This window comes from Mucilaginibacter sp. 320_HR, assembly GCF_059691875.1.
In genome coordinates, this window is the sequence record NZ_JCAWAI010000004.1 from 186,065 (window position 1) to 202,148 (window position 16,084).

12 protein-coding genes are annotated in these 16,084 nt (G+C 46.1%); 10 read left to right on the forward strand and 2 right to left on the reverse strand.

Features of this window, described 5'->3' with window-relative positions; genetic code table 11:
* Positions 1-16: 16 nt before the first annotated feature.
* The 9 genes from AC59GT_RS15385 (at position 17) to AC59GT_RS15425 (ending at position 11,907) form a co-directional block, all read left to right on the forward strand.
* Entirely contained in the window at positions 17-607 is a 591-nt protein-coding gene (locus AC59GT_RS15385; RefSeq protein ID WP_497238454.1) for a NuoI/complex I 23 kDa subunit family protein, read from the forward strand.
* Positions 604-1,143, forward strand: coding sequence for an NADH-quinone oxidoreductase subunit J family protein (locus tag AC59GT_RS15390; RefSeq protein ID WP_497238455.1), 540 nt, complete (start codon positions 604-606; stop codon positions 1,141-1,143). Before AC59GT_RS15385 ends, AC59GT_RS15390 begins: the two co-directional genes overlap by 4 nt.
* Positions 1,140-1,445, forward strand: a complete 306-nt coding sequence (nuoK, locus tag AC59GT_RS15395) for an NADH-quinone oxidoreductase subunit NuoK (protein WP_497238456.1) — start codon at positions 1,140-1,142, stop codon at positions 1,443-1,445. Before AC59GT_RS15390 ends, nuoK begins: the two co-directional genes overlap by 4 nt.
* Positions 1,442-3,505: an NADH-quinone oxidoreductase subunit 5 family protein gene (locus tag AC59GT_RS15400; RefSeq protein WP_497238457.1), complete on the forward strand. Its 2,064-nt coding sequence runs from the start codon at positions 1,442-1,444 to the stop codon at positions 3,503-3,505. The genes nuoK and AC59GT_RS15400 overlap by 4 nt, the downstream gene beginning before the upstream one ends.
* A complete protein-coding gene (locus AC59GT_RS15405; RefSeq protein ID WP_497238458.1) occupies positions 3,505-5,106 on the forward strand; it encodes a complex I subunit 4 family protein in 1,602 nt (533 codons plus the stop codon). Before AC59GT_RS15400 ends, AC59GT_RS15405 begins: the two co-directional genes overlap by 1 nt.
* Before the next feature lie 63 nt (positions 5,107-5,169).
* Entirely contained in the window at positions 5,170-6,750 is a 1,581-nt protein-coding gene (locus AC59GT_RS15410; RefSeq protein WP_497238459.1) for a DUF4139 domain-containing protein, read from the forward strand.
* Positions 6,751-6,753: 3 nt separating this feature from the next.
* Positions 6,754-8,253: an NADH-quinone oxidoreductase subunit N gene (locus tag AC59GT_RS15415; protein ID WP_497238460.1), complete on the forward strand. Its 1,500-nt coding sequence runs from the start codon at positions 6,754-6,756 to the stop codon at positions 8,251-8,253.
* Between the two features lie 83 nt (positions 8,254-8,336).
* Positions 8,337-9,644, forward strand: coding sequence for an ammonium transporter (locus AC59GT_RS15420; RefSeq protein ID WP_497238461.1), 1,308 nt, complete (start codon positions 8,337-8,339; stop codon positions 9,642-9,644).
* 298 nt (positions 9,645-9,942) lie between these two features.
* Positions 9,943-11,907 carry an amidohydrolase family protein gene (locus AC59GT_RS15425; RefSeq protein WP_497238462.1) on the forward strand — a complete coding sequence of 655 codons (1,965 nt, stop codon included), beginning with the start codon at positions 9,943-9,945 and terminating at the stop codon, positions 11,905-11,907.
* 92 nt (positions 11,908-11,999) lie between these two features.
* On the opposite strand, the gene AC59GT_RS15430 is transcribed toward AC59GT_RS15425, so the two are convergent.
* Entirely contained in the window at positions 12,000-12,851 is an 852-nt protein-coding gene (locus AC59GT_RS15430) for a sugar phosphate isomerase/epimerase family protein (RefSeq protein ID WP_497238463.1), read from the reverse strand.
* A 212-nt stretch (positions 12,852-13,063) separates the two neighbouring features.
* On the opposite strand from AC59GT_RS15430, the gene AC59GT_RS15435 reads away from it, so the two are divergent.
* Complete coding sequence (locus AC59GT_RS15435) at positions 13,064-14,971, forward strand: amidophosphoribosyltransferase (RefSeq protein ID WP_497238464.1); 1,908 nt, start codon at positions 13,064-13,066, stop codon at positions 14,969-14,971.
* A gap of 316 nt (positions 14,972-15,287) precedes the next feature.
* Here the strand turns inward: AC59GT_RS15435 and AC59GT_RS15440 are convergent, their stop codons facing one another.
* On the reverse strand, positions 15,288-15,944 hold the full coding sequence (locus AC59GT_RS15440; RefSeq protein WP_497238465.1) for a LysE family translocator: 657 nt from the start codon (positions 15,942-15,944) through the stop codon (positions 15,288-15,290).
* Positions 15,945-16,084: the final 140 nt, after the last annotated feature.

The following is a 16,084-nucleotide window of genomic DNA, read 5'->3' on the forward strand; positions in this document are numbered from 1 at the left end:
GATTGATAGCAGAGAAGTGATAAACAAGATAGTAAACGGATTTAAAACAGCAGCGCAGGGTCTAAGCCTCACGCTGAAGCACCTTTTTAGCGGTAATTCGCGCCGCAAGGTTGTGTCCGTTACTGATAACAATTACTTTAAACTTCAGGAAGACACCACTACCATACAATATCCAAAACAGCAGCTGCCTATACCCGAGGTTGGCCGTTATCAACTGGATGTAGAGATTGATGATTGCATTGTATGTGACCTTTGTGCCAAGATTTGTCCCGTAAACTGTATTGATATTGAATCTATAAAATCAACACAGGGCACTATCGGTGAAACCTCCGACGGATCTAAAAAGCTGCTTTATGCTGCCAAGTTTGATATAGACATGGCCAAATGTATGTACTGTGGCCTGTGTACTATTGTATGTCCTACGGAGTGCATCACCATGACCAATCAGTACGATCGCACCGTATTCGACCTTGGTCAGCTTACCTACCAGTTCTCGGATATGTCTCCGGAGGAAGCCGATGAGAAACGCCGCTTACTGGAACAACAGCAAGCCGAAAAGCAGGCGGCAAAACAAGCCGCAATGAAAGCGAAGGGGGGCGGCGCGTGAGCCTGATAAAAATAATGTTCTACCTCATGAGCCTGGTTGCGGTTGGTTCGGCACTTACAGTTGCCATGAGCAGGAACCTTGTTCGCAGCATTTTTATGTTTTTTATAACACTATTCGCCCTGGCTGGACTTTATGTGCTTTGCCTGGCGGACTTTGTGGCCGTTACTCAAATCGTGATATACGTTGGCGGCATACTGGTGCTTATTCTGTTTGCCTTCATGCTGTCCGGCAAGGAAGCTTTAGCAGCTGCCGCTGAACAGGAGAATAAATTTATCAGTTTAAAGAACTGGCCTGCTTTGTTATTGGCCGGCTTGTTTTGGATGGTAATGGTGAATGTGGTGCTGGATGCCAAAGTTGATAGCCTGGAATGGCTGCTATTGTCAAAAACAAGCAACACCGCTGCAACGCCTGGTATAAACAACATAGGTATTAACCTGATGACGCGTTACCTGCTGCCCTTCGAAGCAATATCTATCCTGCTGATGATAGCACTAATTGGGGCGGCGCACCTTTCGCGTAAGGAGGGTAAGGAATGATAGGCTTGCAGGATTATATGCTGGTGAGTGCCCTGTTGTTTTGCATAGGGCTGTTCATAGTAGTATCTAAAAAGAACGCCATACAGGTACTTATAGGTATCGAACTAATGCTGAACGCCGCCATACTTAACCTGGTTGCATTTAGCCGTTATGAAAGCTTTAAGAACGCCGGGCAGATGTTTGCCCTGTTTGCCATTGTACTGGCCGCAGCAACCACTGCTGTAGCGCTTGCGATTATACTTAATGTATACCGCCGGTACAAAACCATTAATCCCGATGAAGTTAACCAGTTAAAGGATTGAACCCTGCTAACCTAAATACCGACGGGCAAACTGTAACCTTCGCCATAATGGCGGCGGTACTGCCCTTTGCTGCTTTTGCGGTTAACTTTTTGGTGTTTACAAAATGTAAGGTTGCGGGCTGGGCATCAACGCTGGCTATATTAGGCAGTTTGGTGCTGGCGGCTACTGTTTTTGCGAGGGTATGGAACACCCACACGATCCATGTGCAAACCGTATGGTTTACTGTTGGGGCAACTAAGGTTTACGCTGGCATACTGCTCAACAACCTGTCAGTATTGCTATTGGGGCTGGTTTCTGTAGTGGCTTTACCGGTGCACGTTTACGGCACTGCGTACATGAAAGACGACGAGAACTTCAGCCTGTACTTCCGTTATCTGAGCTTCTTTTGTTTCAGCATGCTGTCGCTGGTAATTGTAGATAGCCTGGTGCTTTTCTACGCGTTTTGGGAGCTGGTCGGCTTTTCATCGTACCTGCTTATTGGTTTCTGGTATCATCGAGATAAGGCGGTAGCGGCCAACAAAAAAGCCTTTATCATGAACCGCATAGGCGATATCGGCCTGCTGTCGGCTATAATCATTCTATTTGTTCAGTTCGGTACATTTGATATAGATGCACTATTCCGTTCTGGCGGGCTGGTTACCTCGTCGGTTCTCGCCAATGGCGAATGGACGAGTACCATTAACCACCTGCCTGCGGTGTGGCACTATGTAGCGTTTGCGGGGATATTCCTGGCGGTTGCCGCCAAGTCCTCGCAGTTTCCGCTGCATACCTGGCTGCCCGACGCTATGGAAGGCCCTACATCTGTATCTGCATTGATACATGCCGCTACCATGGTAGCTTCAGGCGTTTTCCTGCTGGGCAGGGTTTACCCCCTATTCAATGCCGGCGAGCTTACCTTTCTGGCTATTATCGGTTGCTTTACTGCTTTTATGGCAGCCACCATCGCCCTTACACAAAACGATCTTAAACGCATCCTGGCGTACTCTACGGTATCACAACTGGGCTATATGGTAATGGCAATGGGGGTTGGCGCATACTCATCGTCGCTATTCCACCTGGCTACGCACGCGTTCTTTAAATGCTTGTTGTTCCTGGTGGCGGGCGTTATTATTCACGAAGTAAAACACATCAGTGACGAAAACAACCTCGACATAGATCCGCAAAATATCCTCCACATGGGTGGCCTGCGTAAACAACTTCCGGTTACTTTTATCGTAGCTGTAGTGGGTGCGCTAGCTTTGATAGGCCTACCGCTTACATCTGGGTACCTGTCTAAAGATGGCATACTGATACAAGCCTTTAACTGGAGCGATGGCAAAAGCGGCATCTTTAAACTTGTCCCTGCTATAGCCGCCTTCACCAGCTGGCTAACGGCCTTTTACGTCACCAGGCTTGTTGTAAAAGTATTCTTCGGCGAGTTCCGCCTGCTGCAAATGAACCCGAACATCAGCGTGCACATTAGCGATGGCGGCTGGGGTTATAAGGCGCCTTTAATATTGCTTGCGCTTTGCTGCTTGTTCCCGCTGTTTAGTATCAATCCGTTCTCTTACGAGCATGCCTGGCCCTTTGCCGGGCTGATGCAGGCGAATGCACCAGCTGTAGAGGGTGCTTACCATCTTGTTGTACCCGTGCTGGTAAACGTTTTCAGCCTGATGGTGATGTACGGCGCATACGTGATTTATGTAAAACGGAATACCTGGGCGTTCCCGCAGAACAACCTGCTGTTCCGGATATCCTGCAACGAGTGGTATATTGATAGGTTTTACAACCGGGTTATTGTAAAGTACGTGATGGCGCTCAGCACCGCCGCTTTCTGGTTTGACCGTAAGGTGGTGGATGGCTTTATACATTTGCTCGAGAAAACCGGACAATTGATAGCTAAAGCCTCCGCCTGGATCGACAAATATATTATAGATGGTATTTTGTGGCTGCTTGCCCGAATTGTCATGTCGATAAGTAATTTTACACGTCGTTTCCAGGGCGGTAAAATCCAGTATTACCTGTATAGCATGCTGCTGGCAGTAATTGTATTTTTTGTATTTAAACTGATCTGGACCTGATGAACATATTAACCCTGCTCATATTTACCCCTGCGTTGTTCGGCCTTATTGTATTGCTGCTGCCTTCGTCGTTACGGGTTGCTTACAAGTACATCACATTAGTTGCTACGCTGGTGCAGTTAGGTATCAGCATCTGGATGTATTTAAACTTTCAAACGGGTGCCGGTTTCGCTGGGATCAATCATGAAGAGCAGTTCCAGTTTGTGCAGAAGCTGCCCTGGATACACCTGGACCTTGGCGCGCTGGGCCGCATGCAGATAGACTATTTTGTAGGGATAGACGGTATCTCCATTACCCTAATGGTGATGACGTGTTTGGTAATGGTGGTTGCCGCTATTGCCTCGTGGGAGATAAAAGGAAACCTCAAGGGCTTCTTCGCGCTGTTCCTGCTGCTGGATATGGCAGTAGTGGGTGTGTTCTGCGCGCTGGACTTCTTCCTGTTCTATACTTTTTACGAATTAATGCTGCTGCCACTGTATTTCCTGATAGGGATGTGGGGTGGCGCACGGCGCGAATACGCGGCCATCAAATTCTTCCTGTACACGCTTTTTGGCTCGGTGTTCATGCTGCTGGTGATGGTAGGGCTGTACCTGTCTGTAAAGGACCGCAGCACCGGCGATCACACATTTAACATGATCACGATGATGGACCCGGCCAATTACGTCCGGAGTTCTATATTCTCCACCGTTACGCATCAAACCATATTTGGCCTGCCTGCGCGTATGGTGGGCTTTGTGGTGCTGTTTGTGGCCTTTGCCATTAAAGTACCCGTTGTGCCTTTACATACCTGGCTGCCCGATGCGCACGTAGAAGCGCCAACCCCTGTATCTATTATACTTGCCGGCGTGCTGTTAAAGATTGGTGGTTATGGTATCATCCGTATCTGCATGGGTATCTTCCCTGATGCTGCGCACCAGTCGGCGTTTTGGCTGGGCTTGCTCGGCGTTATCTCCATCTTATACGGTGCCTTCAATGCGTTGGCGCAACAAGACCTGAAACGACTTATCGCCTATTCCTCCGTATCACATATGGGCTTTGTGTTGCTGGGTATAGCCTCTAATACTGCCGAAGGGATTAGCGGCGCCATTATGCAGATGGTAAGCCATGGCTTCCTGTCTACTATGCTGTTCTTTTTGGTTGGTGTTATTTACAACCGCGTGCACGACCGGTATATATACCATTTCCGTGGATTAGGTAACCTGATGCCGCGCTATACGGTTTATGTCATGATCGCATTTTTTGCGTCATTGGGTTTACCGGGCTTTTCGGCATTCGTAGCAGAGGCTTTCTCGCTGGCGGGTGCTTTTAAATCCCAATCGGTAAACGGATTGCTGCCTTACTGGATGGCTATTTGTGGATCGGTAGGTATATTATTGAGCGCGGGCTATTTCCTGTGGACGTTGCAGCGCATGTTCTTTGGTAAACTGTCCCTAAAAGGAGGGGAGATATGGCGCATTGCACTGACTGATCTCAACTTTAGGGAAACCGCTACGCTGCTGCCGCTGGCGCTGATCGCGCTGGGCTTAGGTGTAATGCCATCAGTTGTGTTTGATAAGATAAACGACTCGGTACTGGCGTTGGTAAGTTATATGGGTAAATAATTTGTTGGACCTTTATGGAAAATGCACGGCAAGATCATCATACAGGTAAATAAATTATAAGCCATGAAGAAATTTTTATTTATTGCCTGCCTGTTGATAAGCTTTGCTGCCGCCCGCGCAGAAGAAGGACAGAAGGTTGCCTCAAAAATTGAGAACGTAACAGTGTTCCTTAATGGCGCGCAAGTTACAAGAACATCTTTAGTGAATATTGTACCAGGTAACTATGCACTTGTTTTCGAGAATTTATCCCCCAATATAAATGTACCAAGCATTCAGGTACGTGCTGCCGGAGATTTTACCATTCTGTCCGTTAAGCATGAGCGTAATTTTTTAGGTGAGTCTGCTAAAACCAAACAAACCGAAGAGTTGCAGACAATGCAAAAAAGTTTGAAAGATAAAATCGCACTGCAAACTGCATTGCTGAATATTAATCAGGAAGAAGCCAACATGCTTGCCAAAAATCAGGTGGGAAACGGTCAAACCGGTGGGCTGGACGTAGTAAAATTAAGAGCAGCTCTTGATTTTCAAACCTTGCGTCTAACTGAAATAAAGAAAAAGGAACTGGTGATAAACAACGAACTTCAAAAGCTGAACGAACAGCTAGAGAAGTATGACAGCCAGCTTGATGCCTTACAAAGAAGCCAGTTACCCTCTACCAGTAATATCGTCGTAAATATATCTTCCAAAATAGCCTTACAAGCCAACTTTACTTTGAGCTACGCTGTAGGCAACGCATTTTGGTACCCAACTTACGACATCCGTGCCAAAAATGTGAACAGCCCAATAACAATAGCCTATAAAGCAAATGTGTCTCAACGTTGTGGCGAAGATTGGAAGAATGTAAAATTGACATTGTCTACCGGAGACCCTTCTGTAAGCGGCGTAAAGCCAGAATTGAATCCTTATTACCTGAACTTATATACGCCGCGCCCTATGGCAGATAAAAGTTATTCGAGCCAATCTTTAAACGAGGTGGTTGTAGTAAACGAATTCAGGAGCACAAACAGGGTTGCTGTTAATCCGACGGAAAACCAGACCAACATAGAATTTAAAATTCAAAATCCTTTCTCTATCCCAAACGACGGCAAGCCGTATACCGTAGAGATAGACCAAGTGACCATACCGGCTACCTACCAGTACTATGTGGCACCTAAGTTAAACACAGATGTATTTCTTAATGCCAGAATAATTGACTGGACTAAGTTTAACTTCCTTTCGGGAGAAGCCAGCATATTCTTTGAGGGAACTTTCGTAGGGAAATCTGTATTAGATACACATACTGCTAGTGACACGTTGCAACTGTCGTTAGGCGTAGATAAGAGTATTCTGGTAAAACGCACGTTGCAAAAAGACTTAAACGAAAAGCAGGGCCTGCTGGGCTCAAGTAAAAAAGAAACCCGCGATTGGCTAATATCAGTAAAGAACCGTAAAACGCAGCCTGTAAACATATTGGTTGAAGACCAGGTACCGGTGTCACAGAATACCGCTATTGAGATAGATGCGCAGGAAACCAGCGGTGCGGAAATGGATAAAGTTACCGGCAAGCTGTCGTGGAACTTAACGCTGGCACCGCAGGAAGCCAAACAACTGCGTGTTAAGTACCAGGTAAAATACCCTAAAAATCAAGTAGTAATTGTACAATAACCCATGCAGGACCAACTATCCGACATATCTAAACAGTTAAGCGGCGCCCTTGTTAGCTTACCCTACTTAATGCCCGAGGTGTACATCACGGTGTTGTTTGTTGTGGTATTGCTTACCGATCTTCTGTTCGGCAAGAACTCCGCCTGGTTGTGCCGGATAGTTGCCGCTGCCGGGGTGCTGCTGGTGCTGTTTAAGGACGCGCAGCAGTTTAGCATGATAGCCTCCGGTCCGCAGTTCATATTTAGCGGTATGCTGCTGCTTAATCACATGGCCATCATCTTTAAAATGATAGTAGGGGTGCTGGCGTTTATACTGCTGCTGTACTTTAGCTGGGATAACCGCCTTAAGATACACCGTAAAGGCCTGTCGGACCTGTACAGCATTGTTACCGGCTCTTTGCTGGGGCTGCATATTATGGTAATGGCTGTAAACATGCTGGCTATGTACCTGTCGGTAGAAATGGTTTCTATAGCTTCGTACCTGCTGGTAGCATATAAAACCGAGAATGGCATCAGTGCCGAAGCGGGGCTTAAATATGTGTTGTTCGGCGCGGCGTCATCGGCAGTAATGTTGTATGGCATTTCGCTGGTTTACGCCTTTACGGGCGAACTGAACCTGTTTAACCCGATAGTGGTACAGCAGCTGGGGCACGTAAACCCGCTGAGCGTATCTTTTGCGGTAATACTTATTTTGGTGGGCATCGGCTTTAAAATATCGTTTATCCCGGCGCATTTTTGGGTGCCTGATGTTTACGAGGGCGCTGCTACACCTATTACGGCTTACCTGTCTACCCTGCCTAAAATTGCGGCATTTGGTTTATTGGTAAACTTTATTACCCCGCTGATATTTTACGGCGGCTGGACAGGGTTTGACATCCGGGCGGCATTTTCGGTCATTGGCATTATAACAATGATAGGGGGCAACTTTGCTGCCGTAATGCAGAACAACGTAAAACGTATGCTGGCTTATTCCAGCATAGGGCATACCGGTTTCGCGTTAATGGCGGTAACCACATTTATAGGGCAGGGCATACAGGCGCTAAGCTACTACCTGCTGGTATACGGTATTGCCAATATTGCCGCGCTGGCACTTGCTAACTATTTTGAGAACGCAGAAGGTATAACCGACGTGCGCGACTACAAGGGGCTGGGATTTAAATACCCGCTGGCATCAGTAGCTTTTGTGGTGGTTCTGGTTTCACTTACAGGTATACCGGTGAGCGCTGGTTTCACAGCCAAGTTATTTGTCTTTTCGGCGCTTTACGGCACCTATCAGCATACGCATGATACCTGGTTGGCTGCACTAATGGCTGTTGGGGCGCTGGTAACAGTGGTTTCGCTGTTCTATTACATCAAAATTCCGCTTAATCTTTTCATTCGCCGGTCGGAATTGCTGGTTAGCGAAAACAAGTGGTCTATAAAGCTGGTGGTATTATCTACAATACTGGCTGCAGTGCTGCTTATTTTTGGAATTTTCCCAAATTTGTTGATAAAGTACATGTAGTTAATAGAAATTTTATAAATTTCATTACAAATGCATGAAAAAATTATATTTTCAGCCATTCTTAGCAAAGAGTGCTGTAAAATATGAAACGTTATATCCCCTTCTTCATTATTCTGGTCATCCTGGTGCTAACTTTTGCGTTTCCCTCGGTAGATCATGATACAACTACCACAGCAAATTTTAATACCGGCGATATTGCCTGGATGCTGATGTCTACCGCGCTGGTGCTGATCATGACACCCGGGCTGGCGTTCTTTTATGGCGGTATGGTGAATAAGAAGAACGTAATATCTACCATGCTGCAGAGCATTGTTTGTATGGTTATCATCACGGTGATGTGGGGCGTATTTGGTTTTAGCCTGGCTTTTGGGGACAGCATTGGCGGCATTATAGGTAACCCCTCAACCTTTTTTATGATGAAAGGCATGCTGGGTAACGCAAGCTGGAAGTTGGCGCCAACCATCCCTTTGCTGCTTTTTGCCATGTACCAACTTAAGTTTGCTATAATTACCCCGGCACTTATCACCGGCGCGTTTGCAGAGCGTATCCGATTTAATTCTTACATCATTTTCCTTTGCCTTTTTTCCGTGTTCATCTTCTCGCCGCTGGCACATGCCACCTGGCACCCGGAGGGTATATTAGCTAAGCTGGGCGTGCTTGATTTTGCAGGTGGTACAGTAGTGCACATGTCTGCCGGCTGGGCGGCGCTGGCATCGGCGCTTTATCTTAAGCGCCGCAACGAGGCCAATCATTCGCCGGCACGTATCACCTATGTAATGATAGGTACCGGCTTGCTGTGGTTCGGTTGGTTCGGTTTTAATGCTGGTTCGGCATTTGGTGCAAACCATACAGCGGTAATTGCGTTGGCCACCAGCACAACAGCATCTGCAGCCGCGGGTGTTACGTGGATATTTTTCGACATACTGCGCAAGCGCAAACCCTCTGCAATGGGCACCTGTATAGGCGCCGTAGTAGGTTTGGTGGCTATTACTCCCGCAGCCGGTTATGTAAGCGTGCCGCACTCACTGGCCATAGGCATTATATCGGCAGTGGTAAGTAACCTGGTAGTAGAGTGGCGCACCCGCACCAGTATTGATGACACGCTGGATGTATTCCCCTGCCATGGCGTGGGTGGTATGGTAGGTATGCTGCTTACCGGTGTGTTCGCCAGCCAAAAAGTAAACCCCGGCATCACCACAGGCGAAGGCTTGTTCTTTGGCCATACGCATTTATTCCTGATACAATTGGTGGCACTGGTAGCTACCTCCATATTCTCTTTCTTTGGGTCGATGCTGTTGCTAAAGGTTACAGATATGATCTCGCCGCTGCGTGTACCTTACGAGGACGAGCTGGTTGGCCTGGATATAAGTCAACATGGTGAGAAGCTGTAGATCTAACCTTAAAGTGTTTCGCCCGGAGTGTTCGCTTTTACCAGGTAAAACGGCTAAAATAATGTAAGAGATTTATTGCTAGATGTTTATACAATTAGCTATAAATGTGGGACTGTTTCGGGTTGTTTCGCTTTTTTTTTAATTTCTGATAACGAGTGGATTAATTAAAATAAGTGTTTCGGGTGTTTCGCTTTACCGAAACGAAACACTCCCCGGTATTACACCATTATAAATCCGGGAACTTGTTAAATCTCGTTTACAGTTTTCATTATATTTGGTGAACACAGCACCTCATCGCATGAAACGTATTTTTACCCTTGTTATCTTATCATCAATTTTATATACTGCCAGTGCGCAGGATAAACCTGCTGATAGCGGCGTGTTCCTGCTGCATAAATTTGAGCAGCATATTGGCAAGGAGACCTACAAGGTTACCAATAACAAGGACTCAAAAACCTATGAGGTAGACTTTAAATTTGTTGATCGTGGCAGCCCGGTGCCGCTAAAAGCTACAGTAAAAGTAAACCCGGTGTATGAGCCACTGGAGCTTGTTGTAAAAGGCCAAACATCTAGGTTCTCCAAGGTGGATGATGCTATTAAGATGCAGGGAGGCTCGGCCACTATACGAGTCGGCGATTCAACCTATACAAAAACCGTTGGTGCTTTAACCTTCCCTGTTACGGGTTACTCGCCGGCGACCGTTCAAATGCTGCTGTTAAAGTATTGGAACAATCATAAACAACCGGCTACTATCAACACGCTGCCATTCGGCGCATTGCAGATCAGAAAGGCGGGTACGGATGCACTCACGTTTGAGGGTAAACCGTTATCGCTCGTTCGTTACACCATCAGCGGCCTCATTTGGGGCGACGAGCAGGTATGGACCGATGCCGCGGGTAACCTCATCTGCATCCTCACCATTGATGCCGAAGGCGACAAGACAGAGATGATGAGCGAGCCTTATGAAAGTTTACTGCCCGAGTTGATTAAACGCGCAGCAGGTTACGGCATGGAGGCTTTCTCCAAAGCGGCTCCGGCGCAAAAAGGCTCTACAGGTGTAATTGCTATTAAAGGCGGTAATATTATTGATGTACTTACGGGCACCAGCGTCCCTAATTCGTTAATAATATCGAAGGATGGAAAAATAGAAAGCATAGGTAAATCAACCGTTCCGGCGGGCGCACAGGTGATAGATGCCACAGGGAAAAGCATAATGCCAGGTCTTTGGGATATGCACGCCCACTTTGAGCAAACGGAGTGGGGGCCGGCTTACCTTGCGGCAGGCGTAACTACTGTACGCGACTGCGGCAACGAGCTGGGCTTCATAGATGCCATTCGCGACGCCATTGATGGGGGCAAGGGTATTGGTCCTAAAATACTAATGGCGGGGATTATAGACGGAAAAGGGCCAATGTCGCTCGGCATAATTCAGGCCGACACAAAAGAAGAAGCCATTAAAGCTGTTGATACCTATAAAGAAAGAGGCTTCGACCAGATTAAGGTTTACAGTTCTGTTAAGCCGGCAATATTAAAAGTGATCTGTGATGAGGCGCACCGGCTTGGACTAACCGTTACCGGCCATATTCCTAACTACATGTCAGTACGGACGGGTGTTGATTCGGGCATGAACATGGTTAATCACATTCAGTACGTTTATTCGATGATGAAGCGGAATAAAGACCGCTCTATTGATTTCAACGACAGCGTTAACGTTAAGAACATTAAATTCCTGGTTGATCACAAGGTTGTGATTGACCCGACGCTTGCGGTGTACGATCTAAGCATGCGCAACATCAAGGAAGATATTACCAAGATGGAGCCCCGTTTTTACGATTTGCCGTTACCACTGCAAACACAGTTTAAAACAACCGGTGAAGAACCAGACCAGGCTGCAAAACTTAAGCCCATAACAGATGCATTTGGACAGATCGTAAAGAAACTATATGATGCCGGCGTGCCGATTGTGGCGGGTACTGATATGGGTTTCCCCGGCTTTAGTGTACACCGCGAGCTTGAGCTTTATGTAAACGCAGGGTTAACGCCTGCACAAGCTTTAAAAACTGCAACTATCATTCCGGCGCAGGTAATGGGGCTTGGCAGCAAAACAGGATCAGTAACCGCCGGGAAAAGCGCCGATCTTATCATTGTGGATGGTGACCCGCTCACCAACATCAGCAACACCCGTAACGTAAACGTAGTAATAAAAGGGGGCAAGGTTTACGATCCTGGTACCCTGCACAAATTGGTAGGGTTTAGAAAGTAGGCGCTTATGGATAGTGGTGATCAGGTCGTTTTATAAAGAATAAACGCTTTAAGCGAACTTACTTAACTTGTCCGCTTAAGCGTTCCATGTCTTTAAAGGCTTTTCAAATACTTTATTGTTTGTGGTATCTGTTTAGCATGATCGGGGCTTTCGTCCTCAATAAAATAATGCTTGATGCCCACTGCTTTCGCAGCTTTTATAACCTCCGGTACGTTTATCTGGCCGGTGCCTAATGCAACATCATTTTTAATATCAGTACCGCCGGTAAGGTCGTTAGCTACCCCTTTGCGAATATCTTTTAGGTGCATCATTTTCCAGCGCTTTGGGTATTTATACAACAGCTTAGCAGGGTCTGCACCGCCGTGGAAGGCCCATAACATATCCAGTTCGAAGGACACATATTTAGGATTGGTATTCTTTACTATGTAATCGAACAGGGTTCCGTCCTTGTATTCTCCAAACTCGTAGCCGTGGTTGTGATAGCAAAGCGTAATACTGTTGGCTTTCAAAATACGTCCCGCTTTGTTAAAATCGTTTACTGCTTTTTCGGCATCTGCAATGTTAAACGTTTTACCGTGTGGTATCCAGGCAACCATAACATATCTGGCGTTCAATATACCGGCCAGTCGTACCACCTCCAGCGGGTCTTTCACCAGCATGTCGTAATCAACACCAATAGATGGCATGCTGATCCCACGTTGATTTAGCAGCTTTTTAAACTTATAAGGATCAACTCCCTTTGGATTTGGACCTTCCATTTCAGTAATGCCGAGCGCCTTAACGCTGTCAAGTACTGCTTCAGTATTGGTGGCGAGGGTGGCCCGATACGTGTAAGATTGTACGCCTATAGGCATGGTAAAAAGCGGTTTGGCTTTCTTTTGAGCAAATGTATTTATAGATACAAACAGCGACAATGCCAATGCAACAAGAACGGATTTCTTCATATTAGGATAGATTATGTTCATGGTAAAGGTAACAGCGATATCCGCTTTAATGTTGATAGTATTTTACCAATTGACACCTAAGTTACATCAAATCGCAATTCTTCTTAGCGTTGAACCAGCTTGTTGAACTGATATAATTAATGCATAATAATGACAATATGTTTAAACACTATTTAAGATAAAGTTTTACCTTTGCGAGCTCATTCCCAATCATGAGCGATCAGATTAAACATGAATGCGGCGTTGCATTCATCAGACTGTTAAAGCCGCTATCTTATTACCAGAAAAAGTATGGCACAGCGCTGTACGGCTTAAATAAACTCTATCTTTTAATGGAAAAACAGCACAACCGCGGTCAAGACGGCGCGGGTGTTGCTACCATTAAATTGGATATTGAGCCGGGCAAAAGGTACATCAGCAGGCACCGATCCATGGCGTCTAATGCGGTGGCGGATATTTTTGAGTATATCCAGAAGAAATTCGCGGAGATACAAAAGGAGACGCCTGAAAAGATGGCTGATACCGAATGGCTCAAAGAACACATAAGCTTTACCGGCGAAGTTCTGTTGGGCCATTTGCGTTATGGTACACATGGCAAAAACAGTATAGAAAGCTGCCACCCGTTCCTACGCCAGAACAACTGGATGACCCGTAACCTGGTTATTGCCGGTAACTTTAACATGACCAATGTTGATGAATTGCTGCAACAGCTTTACGATCTCGGCCAGCATCCAAAAGAAAAGGCCGATACTGTAACTGTGCTTGAAAAGATGGGCCACTTTATTGATACCGAAGTTCAGGGTCTGTTCGATCAGTACAAGCGTGAAGGGCTTGATGATAATGCGGAGATAAGCAAGCTGATAGCCAACGATATGGACGTAGCCAAGATCTTGCGCAAATCTGCCAAGAACTGGGACGGTGGTTACACCATAGCAGGCATATTAGGTCATGGTGATGCGTTTGTTATGCGCGATCCGTCTGGTATACGCCCTGCATTTTACTATGCTAATGACGAGATAGTTGTTGCCGCTTCCGAGCGCCCTGCTATCCAGACTGCCTTTAACATCCCGATAGGGGAAGTAAAGGAAATACAGCCCGGCCATGCCCTTATTGTTAAAAAGAACGGCAAAGTTACCGAGGAAGAATTTAGCGAACCTAAGGAGAAAAAAGCATGCTCTTTCGAGCGCATCTATTTCTCCCGTGGCAGCGATGCTTCTATCTACCGCGAACGTAAACAGCTGGGCAGGTTGCTTTGCCCACAGATATTGAACGCTGTTGATAATGATATTAAGAACACCGTATTCTCGTACATCCCTAACACTGCAGAAGTTGCTTTTTACGGCATGGTGGAAGGTGTGCACAAGTACATCAAGCAATATCAGCACGACAAGCTTATAGCCGGTAACGGTAAGCTAAGCGACGAGGAGCTAAAGGAGATTTTATACCTGGCACCGCGCGTTGAGAAGATTGCCATTAAGGATGTAAAGCTTCGTACTTTCATCACACAGGATGCCGACCGCAGCGAAATGGTGGCCCACGTGTACGATACCACTTATGGCCTGATCAAGAATGATACGGATAAGCTGGTGGTACTTGACGACTCCATTGTTCGTGGCACTACATTGAAACAAAGCATCTTGAAAATACTTGACCGCCTTGGTCCTAAGAAAGTGGTTGTGGTGTCATCTGCTCCGCAGATACGTTACCCGGATTGCTACGGCATAGATATGTCGCGCATGGGCGAGTTCGTGGCTTTTGAAGCTGCTATCAGCTTGCTAAAGGATGCCGGTAAGGACGATGTGATACTGGAAGTTTACCAAAAGTGTAAGGACAGCTCTAAGCTACCTAAAGAACAAGTGGTAAATTACGTGAAAGCCATATACGAGCCGTTTACTGATCAGGAGATATCTGACCGTATAGCACAGATCATCACTCCTAAGAACATTAAGTGCGAAGTACAGGTGCTTTATCAAACCCTTGATAACCTGCACAAAGCCTGCCCTGATCACCTGGGCGACTGGTACTTTAGCGGCGATTACCCTACACCAGGCGGCAACAAGGTGGTGAACCGCGCTTTTGTTAACTGGATGGAAGGCAAGAACCAACGGGCTTACATGTAAAATAAACGTTGAACGATAATATTAAGGCGATGAAGAATTCATCGCCTTTTTTGTTATAGCAAAACTGTAACACGTGAAGGTGTTACACCTGTTACACTCTTTTTTGTGATTTTATAAATAGTTATCTGATCTCTAGTTACTTGCAAAAAATGAATGTTTGAACATGTTACAGTTTTTGCGACCATGATACACTTGTTAAATGCAAGTCATTTCAAGATGTATTGAGAATCAGACATTTAGTTTTAACCTGTCTGACGCCACCTGCGGTGTTACAGCTGCGATAAATTGAGCAATTAATCTTGCAGTGACTGATTTACTACGACCCGATAGAGGCGCTGAATACATAATGGGTCACCAGCCTGTCTACCAGTACAAGGGAAGCTATAATTAGCGCGATACCGGCAACCTGGTTAAGCCGGTGCACCAGCTTAACCGATATTTTATCTCGCAGCTTATTAGCGTAAAAAGCTTTGGTGGTGTCTAGGGCAAATTGTACAAGCAAAATGGTCAGGAACATAATGGCTATTTTAAGGCTGCGGTTGTGCACGCCCTGGTGGTACACGGTACTGGCCGCACCAATAACCACCGTCCAGTGGAAAAGTATAGTAGGGTTAAAAATGCACATCAGGAAACCCTTCAGAAAATACCCGGCACGGTCTACATTCGTAGGCACGGTATTCTGGTAGTTCACCTCGCTTTTTTTGAAGAGGTAATAGATGCCGATGGCGAAAAGTATCACCGCGCCAAATACACCTACCAGGGTTTTGGTTTGTGCGCTTACCGTAAAAAGCTGCGAACCAAAAAGAATGGCTCCGACGAATACAACATCGCTGCAGACAACGCCAAGGGCTAAAGCAACACCTGCGTGAAAGCCTTTCTCGATACTGGTTTTAATTAGAGCGAAGAACACCGGGCCGGTTATGAAGGTGAGTACCAATCCAAAACCTATCCCCGAAATAACAGCTTCTATCATTAAGTCCGGCTTATATTAAGTATTGTCCTGCTATAAAAAGCAGGATACGAATATGCAATTAATATTCTTTAAACAGCAAAAGGCAAAGTTGTGATTTATATTTTGAAAAAATTATGAGCTAATTATAAAAATTCCTTTAA